At 33.6% G+C, this 16,872-nt stretch carries 18 protein-coding genes; 14 read left to right on the forward strand and 4 right to left on the reverse strand.

Annotated features, from left to right (window positions below; all coding sequences use genetic code 11):
- Position 1: 1 nt before the first annotated feature.
- Genes ACJMLH_RS07320 through ACJMLH_RS07330 form a run of 3 tightly spaced genes read right to left on the reverse strand, consistent with a single transcriptional unit; the run spans position 2 to position 3,086 of the window.
- Positions 2 to 1,978 carry a phage holin family protein gene (locus ACJMLH_RS07320; RefSeq protein WP_405276238.1) on the reverse strand — a complete coding sequence of 659 codons (1,977 nt, stop codon included), beginning with the start codon at positions 1,976 to 1,978 and terminating at the stop codon, positions 2 to 4.
- Positions 1,979 to 1,991: 13 nt separating this feature from the next.
- On the reverse strand, positions 1,992 to 2,519 hold the full coding sequence (locus ACJMLH_RS07325) for a TIGR00730 family Rossman fold protein (RefSeq protein ID WP_405276240.1): 528 nt from the start codon (positions 2,517 to 2,519) through the stop codon (positions 1,992 to 1,994).
- Positions 2,520 to 2,531: 12 nt separating this feature from the next.
- Positions 2,532 to 3,086, reverse strand: coding sequence for a DUF2115 domain-containing protein (locus ACJMLH_RS07330; RefSeq protein ID WP_405276242.1), 555 nt, complete (start codon positions 3,084 to 3,086; stop codon positions 2,532 to 2,534).
- Between the two features lie 78 nt (positions 3,087 to 3,164).
- On the opposite strand from ACJMLH_RS07330, the gene ACJMLH_RS07335 reads away from it, so the two are divergent.
- From ACJMLH_RS07335 to ACJMLH_RS07385, 11 genes are all read left to right on the forward strand, one after another.
- Complete coding sequence (locus ACJMLH_RS07335) at positions 3,165 to 3,809, forward strand: hypothetical protein (protein WP_405276244.1); 645 nt, start codon at positions 3,165 to 3,167, stop codon at positions 3,807 to 3,809.
- 56 nt (positions 3,810 to 3,865) lie between these two features.
- Complete coding sequence (locus ACJMLH_RS07340; protein WP_405276246.1) at positions 3,866 to 4,333, forward strand: hypothetical protein; 468 nt, start codon at positions 3,866 to 3,868, stop codon at positions 4,331 to 4,333.
- A 118-nt stretch (positions 4,334 to 4,451) separates the two neighbouring features.
- Positions 4,452 to 4,904, forward strand: coding sequence for a nickel-responsive transcriptional regulator NikR (gene nikR, locus ACJMLH_RS07345; RefSeq protein WP_405276248.1), 453 nt, complete (start codon positions 4,452 to 4,454; stop codon positions 4,902 to 4,904).
- Positions 4,905 to 4,928: 24 nt separating this feature from the next.
- The gene (locus ACJMLH_RS07350; RefSeq protein ID WP_405276250.1) at positions 4,929 to 5,696 is read left to right on the forward strand and encodes a methyltransferase domain-containing protein; all 768 of its coding nucleotides are present in this window, start codon (positions 4,929 to 4,931) and stop codon (positions 5,694 to 5,696) included.
- Between the two features lie 13 nt (positions 5,697 to 5,709).
- Positions 5,710 to 6,195: a hydrogenase maturation peptidase HycI gene (gene hycI, locus ACJMLH_RS07355; protein ID WP_405276252.1), complete on the forward strand. Its 486-nt coding sequence runs from the start codon at positions 5,710 to 5,712 to the stop codon at positions 6,193 to 6,195.
- A complete protein-coding gene (locus ACJMLH_RS07360) occupies positions 6,192 to 7,286 on the forward strand; it encodes an acetyl-CoA carboxylase biotin carboxylase subunit family protein (RefSeq protein WP_405276254.1) in 1,095 nt (364 codons plus the stop codon). The genes hycI and ACJMLH_RS07360 overlap by 4 nt, the downstream gene beginning before the upstream one ends.
- Before the next feature lie 77 nt (positions 7,287 to 7,363).
- Positions 7,364 to 8,434 carry a glycosyltransferase family 4 protein gene (locus tag ACJMLH_RS07365; RefSeq protein ID WP_405276256.1) on the forward strand — a complete coding sequence of 357 codons (1,071 nt, stop codon included), beginning with the start codon at positions 7,364 to 7,366 and terminating at the stop codon, positions 8,432 to 8,434.
- A gap of 17 nt (positions 8,435 to 8,451) precedes the next feature.
- Entirely contained in the window at positions 8,452 to 9,882 is a 1,431-nt protein-coding gene (locus tag ACJMLH_RS07370; RefSeq protein ID WP_405276258.1) for a Mur ligase family protein, read from the forward strand.
- A gap of 73 nt (positions 9,883 to 9,955) precedes the next feature.
- Entirely contained in the window at positions 9,956 to 10,396 is a 441-nt protein-coding gene (locus tag ACJMLH_RS07375) for a hypothetical protein (protein ID WP_405276260.1), read from the forward strand.
- Positions 10,396 to 11,661 carry a hypothetical protein gene (locus ACJMLH_RS07380; RefSeq protein ID WP_405276262.1) on the forward strand — a complete coding sequence of 422 codons (1,266 nt, stop codon included), beginning with the start codon at positions 10,396 to 10,398 and terminating at the stop codon, positions 11,659 to 11,661. The genes ACJMLH_RS07375 and ACJMLH_RS07380 overlap by 1 nt, the downstream gene beginning before the upstream one ends.
- 40 nt (positions 11,662 to 11,701) lie before the next feature.
- Entirely contained in the window at positions 11,702 to 12,136 is a 435-nt protein-coding gene (locus ACJMLH_RS07385) for a DUF356 domain-containing protein (protein WP_405276264.1), read from the forward strand.
- Here the strand turns inward: ACJMLH_RS07385 and ACJMLH_RS07390 are convergent, their stop codons facing one another.
- A complete protein-coding gene (locus ACJMLH_RS07390) occupies positions 12,137 to 12,625 on the reverse strand; it encodes a multiprotein bridging factor aMBF1 (protein WP_405276266.1) in 489 nt (162 codons plus the stop codon).
- Positions 12,626 to 12,788: 163 nt separating this feature from the next.
- On the opposite strand from ACJMLH_RS07390, the gene ACJMLH_RS07395 reads away from it, so the two are divergent.
- The 3 genes from ACJMLH_RS07395 (at position 12,789) to ACJMLH_RS07405 (ending at position 16,275) form a co-directional block, all read left to right on the forward strand.
- Positions 12,789 to 14,045, forward strand: a complete 1,257-nt coding sequence (locus ACJMLH_RS07395; RefSeq protein WP_405276268.1) for a proteasome-activating nucleotidase — start codon at positions 12,789 to 12,791, stop codon at positions 14,043 to 14,045.
- A 139-nt stretch (positions 14,046 to 14,184) separates the two neighbouring features.
- Entirely contained in the window at positions 14,185 to 15,204 is a 1,020-nt protein-coding gene (locus ACJMLH_RS07400) for a PH domain-containing protein (RefSeq protein ID WP_405276270.1), read from the forward strand.
- A 27-nt stretch (positions 15,205 to 15,231) separates the two neighbouring features.
- On the forward strand, positions 15,232 to 16,275 hold the full coding sequence (locus tag ACJMLH_RS07405) for a TIGR01177 family methyltransferase (RefSeq protein ID WP_405276272.1): 1,044 nt from the start codon (positions 15,232 to 15,234) through the stop codon (positions 16,273 to 16,275).
- Positions 16,276 to 16,872 lie beyond the last annotated feature (597 nt).

Below are 16,872 nucleotides of genomic sequence, written 5' to 3' on the forward strand. Positions count from 1 at the left end.
ATCACGGTTCTTTTAGCTTTTCCGAATTTTCTTTTAGTATTTTGTAAATGTTTTCAGCACCGATAATTTCTTCATCAGGCACATTCCAGCTGGAGGGATATAGTATGAATGGTTTTGATTGACTTCCTCCTGCACCCCCATGGCTTCCTACAAGCTCTTCGAAGGCGCAAACTTCATCATTTTCATCATCATAAAAACTGTTTACTAGAATATCCGGTGTGTATTTAAAGGAACTGTTTCTTTTCAAATGTCTTACAATATTGTCTCCAAATCCTTCAAGAGGATTGGAACCTTCAATCTTGCCGCTGTCCAAATAATAAATTCCATCTTTTCCAATAGCTAAATCTCCATTTTCAGATGACCTAACAAGGATAAAGCCGACATATTCGTTTTTTATAATTTCAGGAATTAGTTCGGGGAATAAATTATTCAATTCTTCGTAAGTTAATCTGTGATTCCATTGTGTTAGATAAATCATTGCAAGATTTCCTGATGCCATTATGATGACTTCGGAGTCGCTTAATTCTTGCTTTTCTTCTTCTTTTGATCTGTTCTTCAAATTATCGATTTGTTGGGAAAATGGTATAAATGCTTCAGCATAGTGGTCTTCATTAGATGACATTTTAGCAAACAGGGTCATATCCTGCGGGAGCAGTGATTTGATAAATTCTTCAAAAGATTCTCCATATCTTTGTTTAAATGTTGCTCCATTTGTTTGACCGTGGTCTGATTGAATAACTAATTGATAGTCTCTTGGTGAGTATTTATTCCCGTCAATTAATCTTTTTATTTGCAAGTCCATTCCTTTGAGCGCATACCATGAGTCTTCATCTCTAACTCCGGAGTGGTGAGCTATTTCATCATATCCTAAATAAGTGGAATATGCTATGTCAATGTCTCCAACCATCATGTCTCCAATCAGTGTGGATGTGTTTATTTCTCTCATGAATACATTTGTTCCGGCTCTTGTTGGAATATAGAGAATGCCACGGCTGATTCTTGGTTGAATATTTTTAACTTTATGTTTTATTTGAGAAACGATTTCAAGAATCATTTCCCATAAAAATAATGCGAATATACGTGCAAAGTTGCTTGGATTTGAAAATACTGAAAACCAGGCTTTATTGTATAGTTTTTGCAGATTTAAGATTTTACTCATTGTAAAAATAACATTGTCGGTATCTCCTGAAAATAAATTTGACCTGCTTGCACCATTGTCTGCGAGCAATCCATTTCCATTTGAAATTCTCTCTTCTAATTGTTTAACGTTATTAGGTCCTGAGCATTGCATCATCTGATTGTCATTGTCTTTTTCAATCCATCTAAATGCAGTAATGTTTTCGTTATTTCCATGCAAAATTCCTGCTTGGCTGGCTCCGGTTTGTGAGGATAAATCGGTTTCCCATTCTCTTAAAGTGTGGGTTCCGTCTTCTATCATTGACTTTACAGTAGGCATCAGGCCTTTGTCGATAGCTTCACACAAAACATCATAAGCAAGCCCATCAATTTCAACTATTATTAGTCCAGGATAATTTTTAATTACTTCTTTCCTTTTCTTTTCCGCATCTCTCATTACTGACCTGTAATATGATCCGTCGTCTTCTATGGTGAGTGCTGCTGAAAGTATTGTTGTCACGATTGACATGGCTAGAGGTGCTAAAATTATTGCCCATCCTGTGACTTCAATCTCAAATAGAGGTCCGAAAATTTCAAGCAGCAGTCCATTTAAGAGCAGTGTGCCTATACCAAAAGTCAAAACCAAAAAGGGCATGAAGATTCTGGTTAAAATTGGCCATAAAACTGCATTAACTATGGAAATAAATATGACCAATAGGAATATGTCATCAAAATTACTTATTTCAACGCCCAAACCAAAAAAGCTGATTAGATAAATTCCTATCACATTACCGATTAATATGATTAAACTTCTTTTTAAGGTTATTCGTGGAGGTTTTTCCACAATTTTCACGTTTTCCATAAAAATATTCTCCTTATTCTAGGTATTCAAAGATTTCATCGATGCTGTTGGCAATTTTGTAAATTCCATCCGGTTTGTTTATAAATCCTTCTTCAATCATTTCCTCAATCATTTCAAACATTTTGTTGTAAAATCCGTCGATGTTAAAAATAACAATTTCCTTGTTATTTTGTTTTAGCTTTTTTAGAGTTATTATTTCAAAAAACTCATCAAAAGTACCGATTCCTCCGGGAGCGACAATGAATGCCTCAGAATTTTCAACGAATTTCTTTTTCCGCTCATCAATTGAATCCACATAAATAAATGTCTCACACTCTTTACAAAGGGGCTGAAATTTTTCAATCCAATTTGGAGCTATTCCAATTGATTTTCCTCCATTGTCATGAACTCCTTTTGCACATGCGCCCATCATTCCAACGTCTCCGCCACCAAAAACAAGGCAATGTCCTTTCAAAGATATTTCACGTCCTAATCTATAAGCTTCATCTGTGTATTTTGTATTGATTTTCTGACTTGCTGATCCATAAAAACAAATATTCATTTTAATATCCTCCTAAATGTCGGGTGTTTGCTCAGCAAGACATAAATGACAAATGGCATTCTCATTATCTTTTTGATTATCTTTAACTGGGCATAAATATTTGCCGTTTCTTTCTTCGACTTTCTGATTTCCCGGAAATTCGCTGCCTACAGGGTGAATAGGTTCTTCCAGGATAAATGTGGTATATAATGATGTGATGACATAGATTAATGGAAGTTTATCATCACTTGAGGAGGACATTCTTTCTTTTTCAAAAGTTCGCTCAAGCAGGTGAAATGATTCGTCAAATGAGTCTTTATCGATTACGGATTGTTTGTCATAATCGTCATTTCCCAGCACTTCCTTCATGCGCAGAATGAAATATTTTATATAGATTTCCAGATATTTTTCACGGTATTGGGCATGAATGAATTCTCCGTCTTTCCGTATGTATTCTGTTGCCATCATCAAATCATAAACTGAGATAATACTAGCATATTTTTTTAGAATCCCCATTATTTCATCTTTTGTGATTTCATTTTGTGGGGATAATTGTCTAAGTTCAACTAATATTCCTTCAGGATTCATATTTTTATTTTATTAATTCAAATTAATAAATACTTTTAATATGTATTAATTCCAAAAAATTATTCGGGAGAATTAAATATGGAAGAAAAATATATGGAGATTTCAAAAGAAGATATTGAAAATGTCGAAAATGCTTTGAAAGTCAATGCTGATTATAAGTTAAACAACACTAAATTTAACACTAACACCTTTGAAAAAGGCCAGGATATTGTTTTAACTCAATATGTTGCCAATGTGGAAAATGAATTGGTTTTCAAAACAAAAATGGAAAACGGCAAGTATTATATTTCACAGACATTTGATTTGTTCATAGAAAATATCATCGGCGGAAATGTATCAAGAGATGTTTTCCAATCAGTTTACCAGTACTTCCATGAAGTTATTGCCGATGAGGATAATGATTTTGCTGATGAAAAAGAGGAATTGATTAATTTCTTGGTTTTAACTGAAGAATATGAAGAAGAACAACTCCAGAGGGATTTGGACCCTTCCAAAATCCGTCAAGATTATAAAAATGACTACGACAGGATTTATAGCGATGAATCTTTAAATCGTGTTCAAAAAAGTTTGGCCTTAAAAGAGTTATTGCACATGTCAATTTGCCAGCTAGTAAATGACATTGACTTATTTTTCACCAGACCTTATGATTTGACTCCTGAAGAGAATGCAGAGAAAAACAGGCAAGAAGCAAAAGCATTGCAAAACGAAATGCAATTAACCTAAATGTTTAAGTAATATTAAAATTTAATATATTATTAACTGGATTTATTAATGATTATATGATTACTATTACCAAAAACGAAGAAGTTGTTTTAGATCAGGTTAAGATATTTAATATTGAATATCCGGAAGGTATTCCTTTAAATGTCTTAAGAAAGGAATTGGGATTTCATGAATATGACCTTGTTGAAATTCTTGAAGAATTGTCAGCTAAGGAATTAGTTATTTTTAAAGATAATAAGGTTAGTTTATCTGAACATGAAAAAGAAATCAATACGGTTAATTCTAAAAAGGATTTGAAAGAGCTTGAGTTAAATATGAAGGAAAAGGAATCATATGAATTAATTCAGAATTTGGTTAATGATAAAAATCTCGTTTCAAAATATACTTTGGAAGGTCATTTATTGTATGGGGATTTAAAACTCACTAATTTTAGAATGTACCACATTATACTGTCCCTTCAAAATAAAGGGCTTCTAAAATCAATTACTAAGAGCGACGGGGAGTATTACCTTCTTGTTGAATAATATTTTTTTTTATTAATTTAATATTATAGTAATATTTTTTTTCAATTTAATCATAATCTTTATATATATTTAAACTCAAAATATTATTTAATAATTAAATTTTTTGATGTGTTTGTCTATGATGAGAATAAGTATGTCATTGCCAAAAAAATTATTATCAGATTTTGATGAAGTGCTAAAAGAGAGAGGATACCAGTCACGTTCAAAAGGAATTCGTGATGCTCTTCAGGATTATATTGTTAGATATCAATGGATGAATTCAATGGAAGGTCAAAGAATCGGTATCATAACAATCATCTATGACCATCATTATACTGGTGTAATGGAAAATCTAGCAGAGATTCAACACAGTTTCAGAAATGAAATTAACACAAGTATGCATATCCACATGACAGATAAATATTGTATGGAAATCGTCGTTGTAAATGGGGATATTGCTGAAATCCGTGATTTGACAGAAAGAATCATGAGACTTAAAGGTGTTGAACACGTAAAACTTACAAGTACTGCAAATGGAGAAGAATTTAATGAACCGGGTCACTCACATGACCACACACACCACTCTCATTAAATTTTTTCCCATTATTTTTTTTTCATGAAATTCAAAGCCACCCCCTATCATTTTGATTTAATTAAAGATAATCAGAGATTATCGGCTTTTTTTGAAGCCATTAAAGAATATGATGGCGAAAATGAATTGGCATATGATTTGGGATGCGGCAGTGGGATTTTATCTTATTTTTTAAGCGCTTATTTCAAAGAGGTCATCTCACTTGAAATTGACAGATCAGCATTTGACTGTGCAAAAGAAAATCTGGCGGGCCTTGAAAATGTTGATGTAATAAACACTGATGTCTTAAAATATGATTTTGATAAAAAAGCGGATTTGATTGTTTGTGAAATGATGGACACAGCTTTGATTGATGAAGAACAAATTCCTGTTCTCAATCATGCAAAACATGGTCTAAGGTCTAATGGCAGGATAATACCTCAAGGCATAATCAACTCTGCCCAGCTGGTCAATCTTGAAAGAGAATACATTCATTGGGATGAAAATGCCAAATATGAGATTTACTCAGATGATGCAGTATTTTCCGAATTTAATTTTTCAGATGATATCAACCCCAACTTTAACGCAGACTTATCCTTTAAAGTTAAAAAGGACGGAACCGTAAACGGCATAAAAATAACTACATTTACAAAACTTACCGATGATATTATTTGCGGTCCGACCCCAATGCTAAACCCTCCATTATTAATTCCCTTCGATGAAAAATCGGTAAAAAGTAATCAATATATAACTGTAAATCTAAAATATATTATGGGAAATGGAATTGAAAGCATTGAACTGAATGTACTTTAAAGGAAATAATAAAATGTCTTTTGAATCTCAATTAAAAAATTTTTTAAATGATTTTGAAAAATTAATTGTATTGGGTGTCGGAAACGAGCTTAAGTGCGATGACGGTGTGGGACCCTATATAATTAAAAGATTGCAGGAACAGATTGTAGAAGATAAGGACAGATTTTTATTCATTGATGCTCAAACAGTTCCGGAAAATTTTACAGGCAAAATCAAAAAGGAAAAGCCATCTCATTTAATCATTGTTGATGCATGTTTGATGGGCGGCAAACCTGGAGATATGAAAATCGTCGATAAAAATGATTTTGCAAATATAGGCATCTCCACCCATTCCATGTCATTGTCATTCTTTGTGAAATACTTGGAACAGGATACAGATTTTGGAATAATTTTTGTTGGAATCGAACCGGAATCTATGGATTATGCAGATAAACCGACTGAAAAAGTTAAAGATGCCTCAAATGAATTTATAAACATTTTAAAAGGGAATATAATATGAAAATTTTATTTATTGGTTCAAGATTATATGATGATATTGACTGGTATGTGAGAAAAAAAGGCATTGAAAGCGTACTTACAGAATCAAATGAGCAAGCCATTAATTTGGATTTGCCTGACCAGGTATTTATAGTGCCTCGCGGAATGGACGGCCCAAAACAAGTTGCATTAATGCAAAATGTTGATGCAATCGTTCCATTGATTGGAATCGACCCTCCACTAATTGATGTTGCCCGTATGAAAGAGGAAGTTGAAGCTGAATATAACATTCCGGTTGTTGCAGCAGGCGTTAGAGCAGTTGAATTAACTTCCAATAAAATCAAAACCAAAGAGTTCTATACTGAAATTGGTGTTGCCACTCCGGATTATCAAATCTTGAACAGTCCAGAAGAGCTTGCTTTGGATCTTCCGGTTGTTTTAAAGCAGGGTGAAGGTCAAGGAGGTAAGGATATTAAAGTTGCAAAAACCTTACAAGACGTCAGGGATTACTTTGAAGAGTTTGATCAGGCATTATGTGAAAGGTTCATTGAAGGGTCAGAGATATCAATTGAAGTATTGGGGTTCAATGGTGAATATGTTGCTTTGCCTCCGATATATAAGGGAGAAACCACTTTAGAGGGAACACATCCTTTAAATAAAGTTAAAACAGGTCCCTGCATGGTTGAAGGATTGGATAATAATTTAGTTCAGCACACTGCATATCAAGTGGCTAAAAACCTTGCATCCGACGGTATTTTTGAAATGGATTTCATGTATTCCAAAAAAGATAATCAGTTATATGCTATTGAAGTTAATACAAGGCCAAACGGTACCAGATATTTAACTACAGCCACCTGTGGAGTTAATTCATTATGTGAATTGGTCAATATGGCTGTCGGTGAATTTTCACTTGCAAATATTTCAGATAAATTGGAATATAACTATTCTACTGAAATTCCAATAGGCAATTATAATGGGCCTGACGCATTGGAACCTATAAAATCCTTTGAGGTCAATGATTTTGTTGTTCATGGTCCTGAAGGTTATCAAAGGGTTACTGCTAAAGCAAATTCTAAAAAAGAGCTTGATGAATTAGTTGAAAAATTAATATAAATCTGTGTTATAAGTTATAATTATATACTATTACAAATAGATATTTTACTGATTAAAGATTTATTTGTGTGGTATTGATGAATAATACAGATATGTTAATTCTTTTTTTAGTAACATTATGTGCTACAATATTCTTTACATCATATGTTAAAAGAATATTGCTCAAAGCAAGGATTGCTGATAATCCTATAGTTAGTGAACATAGACATAAGAGCGGTACTCCAACAATGGGAGGTATTGCATTCTTATTTACATTAGCTTTGATAATTTCTATATATTATCAAAACACTCCTATTTTAATTGTTTCATATATCATGCTGGCTGGAGGTATTGTAGGGCTGGTTGATGATTTAATAGGTCTGAAAGTTAAAGAGATTCAAAAAATTGTAGTAAACACTTCAGACGAAATAATTACATTAGGAAGATTGGATGTTGAACCTAATGAGGAAGTGCGTGTTGCCACTCCAAAAGCAAAAGCAGAAGTTGATGACTTATTAAAAGAAGGTAAAGTTAAGGTAGTTGGGGAAGTTCCAATCAAAACAGAACCTGAAGAATTGGAAAAGATTGTGTGTCAAATTGTTTTAGGAGTATTTTTAGGATTAACTGGTGCTGTAACCACATTGGGCGGATTTAAATTGGGCATTCTAGCTATTCCTGTTGTTACTATTGGTGTTTTAGGATCTATTAATTCAGTTAATCTGATTGATGGTATGGATGGTCTTGCAGCAGGTATTGTTGGTATTGCATCAATTGCATGTTGTGTATATGGTTATTTATTTGGCCCTATAACAATTATTCCACCATTTTTAGTCTTGTCCGGAATATGTTTAGGATTTTTGGTATTCAACAAGTATCCCGCTTCAATTTTCATGGGGGATACCGGTTCATTTGTATTGGGAACAGGATATGCTGCAGCAGTTATGATATGTGATATTCCGTACTTCGGTGTTCTGGCATTGGGTGTTCCTATTTTTTCAGTTATTGTAAGTTTACTTCACAGAGCACACATTATTAAATTGCCCGTCGAACCACTGCACCACACATTAAATCATTATGGAATGTCTGAAGTAAAGATTATTCTTAGCTATTGGGCAATTACAGCGTTATTGTGCATTATAGGTATTTTAGCAAAAATGTATATATTTTAATTCATTTGGGGTATTATATGGAAATTCAAGATTTGGCAAAAGCTATTGATGGAAAACTGTATGGAAATGATGATTTTTTTTCTATTGATGGTTTTACAGGAAAATTCACTTTTTTAAATGATTCTCACACTGGAGATATTGTTATAAGGCACTGGATAAATGAAACAGGCATTAAGATGGCTTTCGATAAAAATATTGCATGCTTAATTACACAGACTCCTAAGGACTGCGCTATTGAAATGGCCGAAAAACTTAACTTCCCGTTGATTGTTTGTGATAAAATCGAATTGGCTAATGCTTATGCACTTTCACATACAATAGATAAATTCTCTCCAAATTCAACAAATGTAATTATTACCGGAACTAACGGCAAATCCACTACTTCACATTTAATTTATCATATTTTAAAAAATGCGGGTTATCATGTTTTTACCAATACTGACAGCGAGTCAGAATTCAACACATTAATTGATCCGATGGTTTCTAAGTTGATTTCAGATGAAGTTATAGAAAACGGCGAACCGGATTATCTGGTTATTGAAGTATCTGAAGTTCAGGGATGGCTAGGAAATCTGATGGAAAATCATGCGGCATTGATGAGTGCTGCGGTCAATCCTAAAGTGGGAGTCATAACCAATATTGCAATGGACCATATTGGCCTTGTAAATTCAATTGATGATGTTTTTCGTGAAATTTCAACAGTTCCCGATGCAATTGGCGATGGTGTTTGTGTAGTTAATTTTGATGATGATTTGGTGATGAAATTAAATGTAAGAAATCCATTTTACACATCAATGAGCGAGTTGAATGATGAAAATGCCGTTTATTATAATGGATTGGGAATAGTTTATGATAATCAAACCATTTTAACAAATGATGAACTGCCGTTTACAGGCCATCATTTTATTCAAAATATTTTATCAGCTGTTGGTGCTGCAATCTCTTTAGGTTTGGATATTCACGTCATTGAAGAAGGGGTTAAATCGTATAAGGCTCTTAACAGACGTTTTGCAAAATTAAATGATGAACCTTTGATTTATGATGATTTTGCACATAATCCTGATGGAATCAGAGCCACAATTTCCGAGACAAAAAAATTGCTTACTGATAATCAGACATTATATGTTGTATGTGCTATTAGAGGTTCTAGAGGTGTTGAAATCAATCAACTGAATGTAGAGGCTCTTGTCGAATCAATGGATGATAGCATTGAACTGATTTTATCTTCAAGTAATGATGTCGTAAACGATTTGAATTTTGTTGAAGAAGATGAGCGAGAAGTATTTTTCAACACATTAAATGAGAATAATGTTGAATTTATCCATTATGATAATTTAAAGGAATGTTTAAGTGACACTTATAATAAAGCTGATAAAAAAGATATTATTCTATTAATTGGTGCTCAGGGAATGGACCCTGCAGAATCACTTTTAAAAGACATAATTTAAATATTACATTATCTTAATATAATAAATGTATAATTTATTCTGTTGCGGAATAAATAGATATGAGGATATAAACATGTTTATAAAGATTAGAAGAGACACATTAATTATTTTATTACTTGCTTTTATTTTGATTCTTTGTGGTCGTTTAATCACTTATGTAGCGTTTGCATCTTCTAGTGAGGTTAATGATGGTATTCCAATTTCTGGAATTATTGTAAAAGGAAATGATATTGTTCCAGTCGATACCATTCGTGCAAATGTGATGCAGGCAGGTTTTAGGGATGGTAGTGTCATTTATGGCGATATTTTGAAAACTTCCAAAAGGGAGGTATCGCTGCAGGATGCGCTGCAGACGGCACAAGAATTTGCAACACAATCGACGGTTCCTGGTACATCAGTAACTCCAATTACGGCTGCTGATGTTCAGGTAGATAAAAATACTGGAGTCGTAACAGTAACAGTTATAGAAGACTTTTCTTCTGTTGAATTAGAAAATGACACAAGGGGTAAGTGATGTTGATGGATAAACTGAAATTGTCAATTATTTTATTAGTAGTATTTTTCTTATCCATAAGCACTGTTGCAGCTACTTGTAACATTATTATCATCACTGATCCTACAGGACAGGATCCTAACGGAGCAGCTGCGGGAAGTATGTCCTTTGCAGACAACATGTTCCAGTCAACATTTTTAATGTCAAAGAATAATCATTTTGCAGTGCTCTCAGGGGGTACTGGTAGTTCCGATACAAGGTTGGATTCAATTGTTGAAGCTGTCGCAAGTTTGGAGAATAATGTTTCTGCAGCTTCCGCTGCGTCTATTGCATCAAAATATAATGGAGCTCGTTTAGTTGTTGGAGGTCCGTCTATAGGTGCTGCGATTGGAGGTTCTTTCGATGCGTATGTTGTTACTGTGGAGGAATCAACCAATACGATTAAGGTAACTCCATATAACAGTGGAATTGCAACTTTGCCGCCTGGTCAGAAAGGAGCTATTATTCACTTGAGAAACACTGATGGAAACCCATTGTACGGTACTGCAGATACTGTAAGAAAAGAGACTGCAATGAACATTGGAAAAATGATTCGTGACGGTTATCCTGCAACCACTATTCTTTCAGAGGCTATGGGTCAAGTAGCTAATGAATCCGGTGAAAAATACGGTGGTGGTGGTGTCAATTTAGTTTCCGGAATTTCCACTGGAGACATGTTCACTCCTAAAGATATGAACGAGTCAGGTTATCCGATGGATGATTTATACTCCAAAGTCTGTGATGAATGCGGATGGGGTATGGGATATCCTGCATGTGAAGCTTATGACAAATGTCCGGTTTGTGGAGATGAATTGAGAACTGTTCATGCTTATGAGGCTTTAGGTAATGCATTAACCGTCAGCCCTAGTGCAGTCAGTGTATCCGTTTATGGAAGTGACAAGCCAGGTTTGGCAGCAACCACAAAAGAAATTGTTGAAGCATCTGTTGCTAAGAACGGATATGACGCATCTGCTATTGCAGGTTCAATTAACAGAGGTATCAACAACGGACTCTTAATGGGTGTAGATCATGTTGAACCGAAAGATATCAATGTAAAACAAGGTTCTAAAGCAGTTGGTGTTTATTATAAGGCGTTACCTGGAGATAAATCTTCTCCTTCATGGGACTTACCAATTGATGGAAACATTTTAAACATTCTGGGAAGTATTCAGACAGCAGTTGGTATTGTATTGCTGCTGCTTGTGGTATTCAGAAGCAGACTGTTGAAATCTTTCCAAAACAGGTGACTTTTCACCTTTTTTTTATTTTTTTTTAAATAGTGATATTATGGCATTAATTTTAATTAGAGGAGAAAACAATACAAAACTGCTCAGTGCAATTGCGGATTTGGAAAGACATGGAAATTTAAACATAATAACCAGACCTAGAGTAATCGATGCAAAATTTGCTGATTCTTTAGTTGAAAGCATTTTGAATTCTACTCTTAGAACAAAATCAAATGTTGCAACAGCTTTTTTTGTAGAGGAAGATCCTACTTTAAGCATTATACAGGTTAAGAAAATTCATCCTCCTGCTCATGTGGTGGTTGTCAGTGATGAATATGATGGTTATGCTAGGCTTGAAAACTTGATGGATGATGCAGCATATCTGTCAGGCTATCATTCACATAAGGCCAAAAACGAGGGGATGATAGATTATAAAATTAAAGCAAAAGATAGGGTTTTAAAAAGTGAGAAGTTAAATAGCTATCTTAAGAAATAGCTATTTTCTTTTGATTTTCATTATGTTTCCCAATGTACGTTCTCCTGAAGAGCTGTTAATGAACTGATTCAGGTCGACATTGTTTACTTCTTCAAGTAATTTGATGTTCAATGCTTTTTCTAATTTTTTTGTAAGTTTTATATCAGGAGTCATTTTTCCGGTTTCAATTCTTGTTATGACTGAAACCCTTTCGTTGATTTTTTTACCCAAATCTTCTCTAGACCAGTTTTTGGATTCTCTAGCTTTTCTAACTTCACTGCTAAAGTCTTCAATCAGTTCTTCGGAAGGTTCATCGTTTCTTGAATAACTCCTTTTAGGGGCACTTTTTTGTTTTTTATTTTTTTGTTGTACATATTTTGGTTTTGGAGGTGCTTTTTGAATTTTTCCTAGTTTTGAGCACTCTTTACATACAACCATAACTGATCCTTCAATTTTTGCTCTTATTGGATTATGTTCCGGTACTGGTTTACCACAAATTTCGCATTCCATATTAATCAGTTTCCTTTGTCTTTTATATAATATTATATAATATTACTTATAAATAATTGTTAGTATGCATTAAAATGAATACCTTTAAATACTTTAAAATTACAAATTGTTATTAAAGTAACATGTATTAGAAATTTGTTATAACTAACTGGAGGTTAGTCACATGAATGATTTTGATGATTTGGAAAATTCTTCAAAAGAACAATTAATAGAAAAAGTCGAATCTTTAAGAGAAGAGATAGATTTGTTAAGAGAAGAAAAATCCAAAGCAAAAAGTAACCTGATGTGGAAAGTTAGGAAATTAGAAAAGGATAAAGTCCTAATTGAAAATGAAAAAATTAGATTAGAAAGAGAAACAAAATCACTAAGATCAGAAGTGGATAGATTCAGATCTCCACCATTAGTGTTAGCTACTATTACAGAAGTTTTAGATGATCATAGAATGACAGTTAAAAGTAGCACCGGACCTAGTTTTCTTGTTAATTACTCAAAATTTTTAGATGAAAAATTATTGGTCCCTGGCTCAAGGGTAGCCTTGAATCAGCAGACTTTCGGTATTGTTGAAGTGTTACCGTCCGAAAAAGATGCAAATGTTTCAGGTATGGAAATTGAAGAAAAACCAGACATTACCTATGAAAAAATCGGTGGTTTGGAAGAGCAAATCAGGGAAGTTAAAGAAACTGTTGAACTGCCTTTGACACATCCTGAACTATTTGAAAAAGTTGGAATCGAACCGCCAAAAGGAATATTGTTATACGGTCCTCCTGGAACAGGTAAAACTTTACTTGCAAAGGCTGTAGCTAATGAAACCAATGCAACATTCATTAAAGTTGTAGCATCTGAATTCGTTAAAAAATACATCGGTGAAGGTGCAAGACTTGTACGTGAAGTGTTTGAACTTGCAAAGGAAAAAGCTCCTGCAATTATTTTCATAGATGAACTTGACGCAGTTGCGGCAAAAAGACTTAAAAGTTCCACAAGTGGGGACAGGGAAGTTCAAAGAACATTGATGCAGCTTTTGGCTGAACTTGACGGATTCGAATCCAGAGGAGATATTGGTATTATTGGTGCAACCAACAGGCCGGATATCTTAGACCCTGCATTATTGCGTCCGGGTCGTTTTGACAGATTCATTGAAGTTCCACTTCCAAATGATGAAGGAAGAAAAGAAATTCTCAAAATCCACACTAAAAACATGTCCTTTGATGAAGAGGCCGACATCGATTTGCTCGCCAGTTTAACTGACGGTCTTTCAGGCGCTGACTTGAAGGCGGTATGTACCGAGGCAGGTATGTTCGCAATTCGTGATGAACGTGATACAATTACTGTAGATGACTTTATGGATGCCATTGAAAAAGTAATGAGCAAAAATAAAGAAGACGAATTGTTCAATACCGAAGCCGGAGTAATGTTCGGATAATTGAATTACACTCACAAAAATAAGCCTATGATGAACCCTATGAGCTCTGATATGTGATGAATGATGGGCGAGCTGAGGCTTATTTTTAAAATCTTTTTTTGTAAAACTATATTTAAAAGTAATATCTAATATTATAATCATGTTATTTAATAATAATGATGAAAGAGCTGGTGAAAGAGTTCTTTATAAAACAAAACCTAATATGATTTTAGGCTGCAGGAAAGCTATTTTTGGTATTGTTTTATTGGCTATTGTTTTTATGGTTTCTCCGCTGTTGATAAAGTTCATCGGTAAACTGCAGGTTTTTTTAATATCACGGATTAAACTTCCACTAACCGAATATACTGCAATAGCATTTTTCGTTGTCATTCTTATTATAATACTATACATTATCTGGCAGCTTCTTAAATGGTACTCCATGGAATATACTTTAACTGACTCAAGAATCATCATTAAATCCGGGGTACTGACCACTAAAAAAAGTTACATGCCCTATGCTACAATTCAGGATGTAAACACATCCCAAAGCATTATTGCCAGATTATTCAATGTCGGAACGGTTTCTGTTTTCAGCGCATATGACAATAATCTGATTAGCATTGAAAACATATCCGACCCTTCCAAAGTCGAAGAGATAATATTTTCCCATATGGTGGGCATTAAAAACGTTCGGGAAATTCCTAGAAATTACATTGACAGAAATGCAGATATAAGATATTCAGAAAATGTTTCCAATGATGATTATTATGATGAATATGAGCCGATAACACCTATTGGCCATGAAAGGAATTCTCAGCCAAGAAGGGAATATGAATATTATCCTGAAGATTTCAGCTATCAGCAGGAACGTGTCAATAAATATGAATATGAACCATATGAAGATGAATTGGATTACAATATAAACCGTGCGGTGAACCGCTCAAATAACAATATAAAATATGAGGGAGCACCAAATACATTTTCAGATGATGCACCTTATAATGAAATGAGGGATGATTATTCATATGTCAGTGATGAAAACTATCACTATGATGAACCGAGAAATTATCCTGATGAAGATAATGAAATCGTTTATCAAAATGAACCCGAACAAGTAGATGAAATGAAGGATTCCAGCGAAACCGTTATAAGAAGACATTTTGACAAGTTTAAAAAATAATTTTTTTAATATTTTAGGGGAATCATGATGGAATTATTATGCATACAATCTCAGGAACACCCTGAATTGCCTTTAGCTGAGCTGAAAGCAGTTATGGAATGTGAAAATATCAGTGCGGAAATAGATATTGTCAGTGAAGGATTAGTGATTTTAAGGGAAATTCCTGAAGATAAAATTGATGAATACAACCTGATTTTAACTAAAAGACTGGCATATACCCATGAAGTTCACCAGTTGATAATGAAATCCAGCATTGAAAACCTTGAAGAAGATATTCCATCTATAAATTGGCCAGATTATATAAGCGAAAACTTTGCGGTACGTGTAAAAAGATTCAAATCAGAAGTTGACACAGTTGCCACAGAAAGAAGGGCAGGTGCATTGATACTTGATAACTGTGAAGGCATAAAAGTCAAGCTAAGGGATCCGAATTCACTGGTCCGTATGGTTGCTATTGAAAATGACATTTACATAGCTATTGAAAAATTCAAACTGAATAAAAAACATTTTGTGGAAACCAAGCCTCATAAAAGACCATTTTTCTATCCGGGGTCTATGAGTCCGAAATTGGCAAGGTGTATGGTAAACTTATCCAGGGTTACTGCAGGTGATTTATTGCTTGATCCATTTTGCGGTACCGGAGGAATACTCATTGAAGCCGGAATAATTGGCTGTAAGCTGGTCGGCTCTGATATCTACTGGAAAATGAAAAACGGAACTGCCATTAATTTGGATTACTATGGAATCACTGATTACAGGACATTTAATTTAGATGTGCGTGAACTTAAGATGTATGAAAAAGTAGCCGCTGTTGTTACAGATCCGCCTTATGGAATCTCAACTTCAACAGGAGACATTGAAGGGGACAATATATTTAAAGAATTTTTCATAGCGATTTATGATAACATGAAGGATGATGCCTATTTGTGCATGGCCAGTCCGCACTATGTTGATTTAAAACCAATGGCAGATGAAACAGGATTTGAGATTGTTGAGCAATATGGAATCAAAATGCATAGAAGTTTAACAAGAATAATTTCTGTAATTCGCAAAAAACTTGATAAAGAATAGTTACATTTATATACTAGTTATTTATTTTCATGTTATTTTCGATATCAATATTGAATATTGTTCCTTATTTATTATTTTAATTGGTTTTTAATTTTTATTTTGATGTTTTAGCTTTTTTAAAAATTTTTATTATTTATTTTTATTATATTCATTAATTTTATCATTAAAGATATATTTTAACTTAATTTATAAAAACAAATTTTTAAATTAATATTTTGAATTTTATAATATTATTTGCAATGTTTTTTAATTGACTTTGTTACTAAAACTTGTCTGTCTATTAGATGTGCTATGTGTTTTTATGGCGTTGGTCTAAGTTTTATTGTATAAACAATTTTGACTATGATGACTGCTTTTCCACATGTAGCTATACTTTAGTGAGTACTTGAATTTTCTCAAGTATGATGTTGGTTTTGTAGATGTGGTGAATTAGTTACAAATTAATTTGTTTCAAATTTATGTGTATACTCGTCTATATTTTAGCGTACTTCATAATACTTATTATTATGTCTGTTATGTGTTCAATTCTGTTTGATCCTGGCAGATGCTACTGCTATTGGGATTCGATTAAGCCATGCAAGTCGAACGAGTTTAGGC

The organism is Methanobrevibacter sp., from assembly GCF_045116495.1.
Taxonomy (GTDB): Archaea; Methanobacteriota; Methanobacteria; order Methanobacteriales; family Methanobacteriaceae; genus Methanocatella.